Source organism: Intrasporangium sp., from assembly GCF_036566125.1.
GTDB lineage: Bacteria > Actinomycetota > Actinomycetes > Actinomycetales > Dermatophilaceae > Intrasporangium.
The window spans coordinates 1-6,295 of record NZ_DATCWX010000126.1; the positions used below are offsets into that span (position 1 = coordinate 1).

Consider the following 6,295-nt stretch of genomic DNA (forward strand, 5'->3'; position numbering starts at 1 on the left):
CCCCGCCGAGCAGGTTGCCGGCGCCGCGGATCTCGAGGTCCTTCATCGCGACCTGCATGCCCGAGCCGAGGTCGGTGTTGCTCGCGATGGTGCGCAGCCGGTCGTGCGCGGTCTCTGTCAGCGGCTTCTCCGGAGGGTAGAGGAAGTAGGCATAGGCCCGCTCGCGGCCACGCCCGACCCGCCCGCGCAGCTGGTGCAACTGGGAGAGGCCGAGCAGGTCGGCCCGCTCGACGATGAGGGTGTTGGCGTTCGAGATGTCGAGACCGGTTTCGACGATGGTCGTGCAGACGAGGACGTCGAAGCGCTTCTGCCAGAAGTCCTCGACGACCTGCTCGAGGCGGTGCTCGCCCATCTTGCCGTGGGCCGTCGCAATCCGCGCCTCGGGGACGAGCTCGCGGAGGCGGGAGGCCGCCTTCTCAATGCTGCTCACCTTGTTGTGGATGAAGAAGACCTGGCCCTCGCGGAGCAGCTCGCGGCGGATGGCCGCGGTGATCTGCTTCTCGTCATAGGCGCCGACGAACGTGAGAATGGGGTGACGCTCCTCCGGAGGCGTTGCGAGAGTGGACATCTCGCGGATTCCGGTGACGGCCATCTCGAGCGTGCGCGGGATCGGCGTGGCCGACATCGACAGCACGTCCACCGCGGTCCGCATGGTCTTGAGCAGCTCCTTGTGCTCGACGCCGAAGCGCTGCTCCTCGTCGACCACGACGAGGCCGAGGTCCTTGAAGCGGATGTCCTTGCCGAGGAGCCGATGGGTGCCGATGACGATGTCGACCGTCCCGTCCGCGAGGCCGTCGACGACGTCCTTGGCCTCCTTGTCGGACTGGAATCGGGACAGCGCCTTGACCTTGACCGGGAACTGGGCGTAGCGCTCCGAGAACGTCTGGTAGTGCTGGCTGACGAGCAGCGTCGTCGGTACGAGGATGGCGACCTGCTTGCCGTCCTGGATCGCTTTGAAGGCTGCGCGAACGGCGATCTCCGTCTTGCCGTAGCCCACGTCGCCGGAGATGAGCCGGTCCATCGGGACCTGCTTCTCCATGTCGGCCTTCACCTCGTCGATGCTCGAGAGCTGGTCCGGCGTCTCGACGTAGGCGAACGCCTCCTCGAGCTCGCGCTGCCACGGGGTGTCCGCGCCGAACGCGTGCCCCTTCGTCGCCTGGCGTGCGCTGTAGAGCCGAATGAGGTCGGCCGCAATCTGCTTGACGTAACGCTTCGCTCGCGACTTCGTCTTGGTCCAGTCGGAGCCGCCCATCTTGTTGAGCGTCGGCTCCTCGCCACCCACGTACTTGGTCACCTGGTCGAGCTGGTCCGTGGGCACGTAAAGGCGGTCACCCGGCTGCCCACGTTTGGAGGCGGCGTACTCGATGACGAGGTATTCGCGGGTGGCGCCCTGGACCGTGCGTTGCATCATCTCGACGAAGCGGCCGACACCATGCTGCTCATGGACGACGAAGTCGCCCGGCCGCAGCTGGAGGGGGTCAACCTGGTTGCGCCGGCGAGAGGGCATCCGACGCATGTCCTTGGTGGACGTGCCCGCGCCCGGCTGTCCGGTCAGGTCGGTCTCGGTCAGCAGCTCGAAGCGCTCGGGCTCATGGACGAAGCCGCGGCCGAGGGAACCGGTCGTCACGCTGACCGTCCCGGGGGTCAGGGAGTCTGTGAGCGGTTCGACGCGGACCTCGTGCTCGCGCAGCACCTCCTCGATGCGCTTGGCAAGACCGGGCCCCTCCGTCACGACGGCGACGCGCCACCCATCCGCCGTGCGGGCGCGCAAGTGCTCGACTGCGCGCTCGGTGTCGCCGCGGAACGCATCCGGCTCGGTCGTGGCCACGGTGAGCCGGGCGTCGACATCGTCCTCCTCGATGACGAGGTCGGTGTCCGCCGCGAAGGGGGTCAGGGTCCACCAGGGGTGGCCAGAGGTCATCGCATGCGACCGGAGCTGGGCGATGGTCCAGTGCGACGCCGTGCCGAGCACCGACTCCAGGTCGACCGGCACCTGGTTGCCCGCGGCCGCGTTCGCCCAGCTCGCCTCGAGGAACTCCTGGCTCGTCGCGACGAGATCGTGGGCGCGGGTGCGGATCCGCTCGGGATCGCTGAGGAGGACGATCGACTCGTTCGGGAGGACGTCGAGGACCGACTCCATGCCGTCGACGAGCGCCGGGGCCAGGGACTCCATGCCCTCAACGGCGATGCCCTCGGCCACCTTGGTCAGCATCTCGGAGACGCCCGGGAGCTGCTGGGCGAGCTCTCTGGCCCGTTGGCGCACGTCGTCGGTGAGCAGCACTTCGCGGCACGGCGGCGCCCACAGCCCGTGGTCGGCGACCTCGAGGCTGCGCTGGTCGGCGACCTTGAACCAGCGGATCTCCTCGACGGTGTCGCCCCAGAACTCGACCCTGACCGGGTGCTGCTCGGTCGGTGGGAAGACGTCGAGGATGCCACCACGGACGGCGAATTCACCGCGGCGCTCGACGAGGTCGGTGCGGGCGTACGCGGCGGCAGACAGGGCGTCCACGACGTCCTCGAGGGGACGCTCGTCCCCGGCGCGCAGGCTGACCGGCTCCAGGTCGCCCAGCCCCTTGGTCAGCGGCTGGAGCGCGGCCCGGACCGGCGCGATGACGACCGACAGCGGGCCGTAGGCCGTGTCGTCCGGATCGGGGTGGGTGATTCTTCGCAGCACGGCGAGGCGTCGGCCGACCGTGTCGCTGCGGGGTGACAGCCGCTCGTGGGGCAGCGTCTCCCAGCTGGGGAAGACGGCGACCTCGTCGCTCGGGAGCAGGCCACCGAGGGCGGCCTGGAGGTCCTCCGCCTCGCGGGTCGTCGCGGTGACGACGAGGAGCGGCGCGGACTGTCGCGGGGCCCGCGCGATGGCCGTGATGAGGAAGGGGCGGGCGCCGTCGCTCGACGAGATGTCGACGAGCCGGCTGCGCCCGGCCTCGGCAAGGACGCGACGGACGTCCGGGGCCTGCGTCCAGGCCTCGAAGACGGCGGTGAGACTCATGGGTGGGCCGCTCCCTGGGCAACGCTGAAATACCCCACGCCGGCCGACGTGGGGGGCCCTCCAGACTAACCACCGTCGGCGGCAACTCGTGCTCGTGGGGGCCGTTGTACCCGGCAGGCACTGCCGCGCGAACGGGTCGTTTGGCCAAAGCGCCACCTCGCTCGCGCGGCTGTAGAAGCATGGGGCCTGTGAGGCTTGCAGCAGGGCGCACGGGCGCCACGACCGACGTCGTCACCGGAGGCTCTCGACTCCGGCGCGTCTCGACCGCGACCGATGATGTCTGGTCTCTGCGGCTCGCGGTCGGCGTTGCCCTCCTCTTCGTCGTTCTCACGGTCCTGGTGATGACGGATGTCCTGGCGCCGCTGGACTCCGCGGCGATTCACCGGCTTCGGCCTGGCGACGAGTGGGGTGAGTCGCAGATCCTCTACAGCTCGTGGATGGGCCGGCTGCCACCCAAGCGCATGTACGTCCTTCTCGGGATCACCTGCGTCGCCACGGCGCTCTGGCGGCATTCCTGGTGGCCGATGGTCTTTGGGTTGGCCCTCGCCAGCACCTCCGTGGTGCTCACCCTGCTCGTCAAGTTCGCCCTTCACCGTCCGGACCCCCACGGGTATGTTCCAGCCTCGGGCGGGAGCTATCCCTCGGGCCACATGGTCGCAGTGGTGGTGTGCTTGTCAGGCTGTCTCCTTCTGCTCTGGCCTCGGGTGACGTGGTGGCTGTGGACGTCTGTTGCGATCGGCACTGTCCTGATGGCCTCGGCATTGCTGGTTTCGGCCGCGCACTGGCCGACGGATGTCGTGGGCGGTGGCCTGCTGGCTCTCGCTCTGGTGATGGTGTTCAGCAGACTTGGGTTGCGTCGGCTCGCCCACGTGCAGCGCTAGCCGGCAGCACCGACGCCGGCCAACCACAGCTCCCTTGCCGACGTCCGCCGCAGTTATCCGGTCAGTCGGCGAGGGAGAGTTCGCGCGCCACCGGAAGGGGCACGTGGAGCCGTGGGGCCCAACCGGTGTCGACGCTCATCCTCTGCAGCTGGGCCACGACCTCGTCGGCGATGTCCCACGTAAGGATGACGACGTCGTCTGGGCGGTCCGCGAGGAGGTGCTGTACGGAGTGAATCGGGACTCCGGCACCCGGCACACGACAACCGTCCTTCGCAGGCGACAGGTCGACCGTGTAGGGCAGCAGTGTCTGGTCGACCCGCGAGAGCGCGAGAAGGACCGCGGCCTTCGACGGGGCGCCGTAGCCCGCCACCCGCCGACCCTGTTGCGCCAGCCCTTCGAGATGGGTGCGGAAGTCCTGGGCGACCCGTGACCCGCGCTCTCCGAGCGCCTCGAGGCTGTCCAGCCGGTCGAGACCCGCCGCCCGCTCCTCGGAGCGGATCTCCTGGACGGTTTTGTCGACGACGGGGGCGTCCGCCGTCCGCGCCGCAGTCACCCGGAGGCTGCCACCGTAGACGTCGACCATGGCGGCTCGCGTGATCGTCATTCCGTTGCGCTCGAAGAGCGGCCCTGCTGCAAGGAGCGAGAGGTAGACGAAGTGTCCGTGCCGGATCGTGTCGACGAGCGTGTCCCTGACGAGCGGCAACAGGTGGAAGAACTCGCACACCAGGCGCCCCCCGTCGGCGAGCCGAGCGGCGTGCCCCGCGATGACGGCGTCGATGTCCTCCTCATGCATGAGGTGATGGACATCGACGACGAGATCAGCTCGCCCGTCCGGGCCGACCTCGACGAGCCCGGCCTCGACGAACCGCGGCAGCCACGACGCTCCGTGGGCGCTGTCGAGCTCGATGACCGTCTGGCCAGTGACGAGGCGCTCGTCCCGGACGACCGCTGCGACCGAGGCGGCGGCGTGCTCGAGGGCGGTGACGGAGTCGACGGCCGCCTGGGGCTCCGGATGGGCCCCGCGCCCGGGCCCGAGCTGCACCAGGCCGCACTCCTTGCACGCGTGGAGCGTGAGCGGCCACGCGGGATCGGGTTCCGGCGCGTCCACGGGTGGAAACTGGTCTGACGCCGGGACCGGCCCGAGGTCGAGGACGAGCGGAGGGGACGGCGCGCCGCAGGAGCGACATACTGCCGTGCTGGCGGCATCAGCCGTCGCCACTGACCCGATCACCCGTCCCCCATGCGGCACTGCCGTCTCATGTGTGCCGTCCGGCCGTCACGCGGGGAAGACTGCGTCGATGGGGTGCATGGCCTTGTGCGGCATGGTTCGGTCGCCGCGCCACAACGCCCAAGGGCTGTCTCCATGACGGTACATGTCCTCCAAGGCCGTTCGTTCTTTCAACGTATCCATGGGTGCCCAGAAGCCGTCGTACGGGACGGCCCGCATCTTGCCAGCCGCGGCGGCACGGACGCACGCATCCATGACGAGGTCCTCGTCCGCCCCCAAGTAGTCGAAGATCCCCTGGCGCAGGACGAAATAGCCCCCGTTGATGCGGAAGGCCATCTCGGCGGCCGGCCGGAAGCCGCGGATCTCCGTGTCCCCCTCCATCTCGAGGACATGGAACGAGTCCTGTGGTTTGACCGCGAGGAGCGTCCCGACCGCGTCGGTCTTGAGGAAGTCGGAGATGATGTCGTTCAGGGGCGCGTCGGTGAGGACGTCGCCGTAGTTCGCCAGGAAGGCCTCGTCCTCGTCGAGATAGGGCCGCACGCGGCGCAGCCGCTCGCCGATCGGCGTATCGATACCCGTGTCGATGAAGGTGATCTTCCAGTCGCTGATGTCGCTGCCCAGTAACTCCACGTGCTCGCAGCCCTTGGTGAGCACGAAGTCGTTCGAGGCCGTCTCGTCGTAGTGGAGGAAGTAGTCCTTCACTGAGTGGGCGCCAAAGCCCAGGCAGAGGATGAACTCGGTGTGCCCGAAGTGGGCGTAGTACCTCATGACGTGCCACAGGACCGGGCGGCTGCCGATGGGCATCATCGGCTTCGGCAGCGATTCGGAGCCGGACCGAATCCGCATCCCGAGCCCCCCGCAGAACAACACAACCTTCATCTTCAGTCCCCTTGTGCTGGGTCCTCCCTAGAAAACCTCGAGTCGCGGGAGCGCGACCACGAGGCGTCCCCCCCAGACCCGAATCCCGGCCAGCTGTGCGGAGATCTCCTCGCGGAGGTTCCACGGCATGATGAGCACGTAGTCGGGCTGGGCCGCCTCGAGCTCCTCCACCGGTCGGATCGGGATGTGCGTGCCGGGCAGGAACTTGCCATGTTTGAACGGGTTCCTGTCCACTGAGAAGCGGATGAGGTCCGAACGGATGCCGCAGTGGTTGAGCAGTGTGTTGCCCTTCCCCGGCGCGCCGTAGGCCAC

At 68.7% G+C, this 6,295-nt stretch carries 4 protein-coding genes and 1 pseudogene; 1 reads left to right on the forward strand and 4 read right to left on the reverse strand.

The annotated features are described in order from the left end of the window. A partial coding sequence (gene mfd, locus VIR15_RS07435; RefSeq protein WP_331926837.1) for a transcription-repair coupling factor occupies positions 1 to 2,995 on the reverse strand: 2,995 nt, incomplete at its 3' end. A gap of 188 nt (positions 2,996 to 3,183) precedes the next feature. Between mfd and VIR15_RS07440 the strand changes: the two genes are divergently transcribed. After that, a complete protein-coding gene (locus tag VIR15_RS07440; protein WP_331926838.1) occupies positions 3,184 to 3,876 on the forward strand; it encodes a phosphatase PAP2 family protein in 693 nt (230 codons plus the stop codon). 61 nt (positions 3,877 to 3,937) lie between these two features. On the opposite strand, the gene VIR15_RS07445 is transcribed toward VIR15_RS07440, so the two are convergent. The 3 genes and pseudogenes from VIR15_RS07445 to VIR15_RS07455 form a co-directional block, all read right to left on the reverse strand. Next, on the reverse strand, positions 3,938 to 5,125 hold the full coding sequence (locus VIR15_RS07445; protein ID WP_331926839.1) for a methyltransferase C-terminal domain-containing protein: 1,188 nt from the start codon (positions 5,123 to 5,125) through the stop codon (positions 3,938 to 3,940). Between the two features lie 27 nt (positions 5,126 to 5,152). Then, a complete protein-coding gene (locus VIR15_RS07450; RefSeq protein ID WP_331926840.1) occupies positions 5,153 to 5,983 on the reverse strand; it encodes a sugar phosphate nucleotidyltransferase in 831 nt (276 codons plus the stop codon). A 27-nt stretch (positions 5,984 to 6,010) separates the two neighbouring features. Beyond that, positions 6,011 to 6,295, reverse strand: a pseudogene (locus VIR15_RS07455) (methyltransferase C-terminal domain-containing protein); the annotation flags it as partial.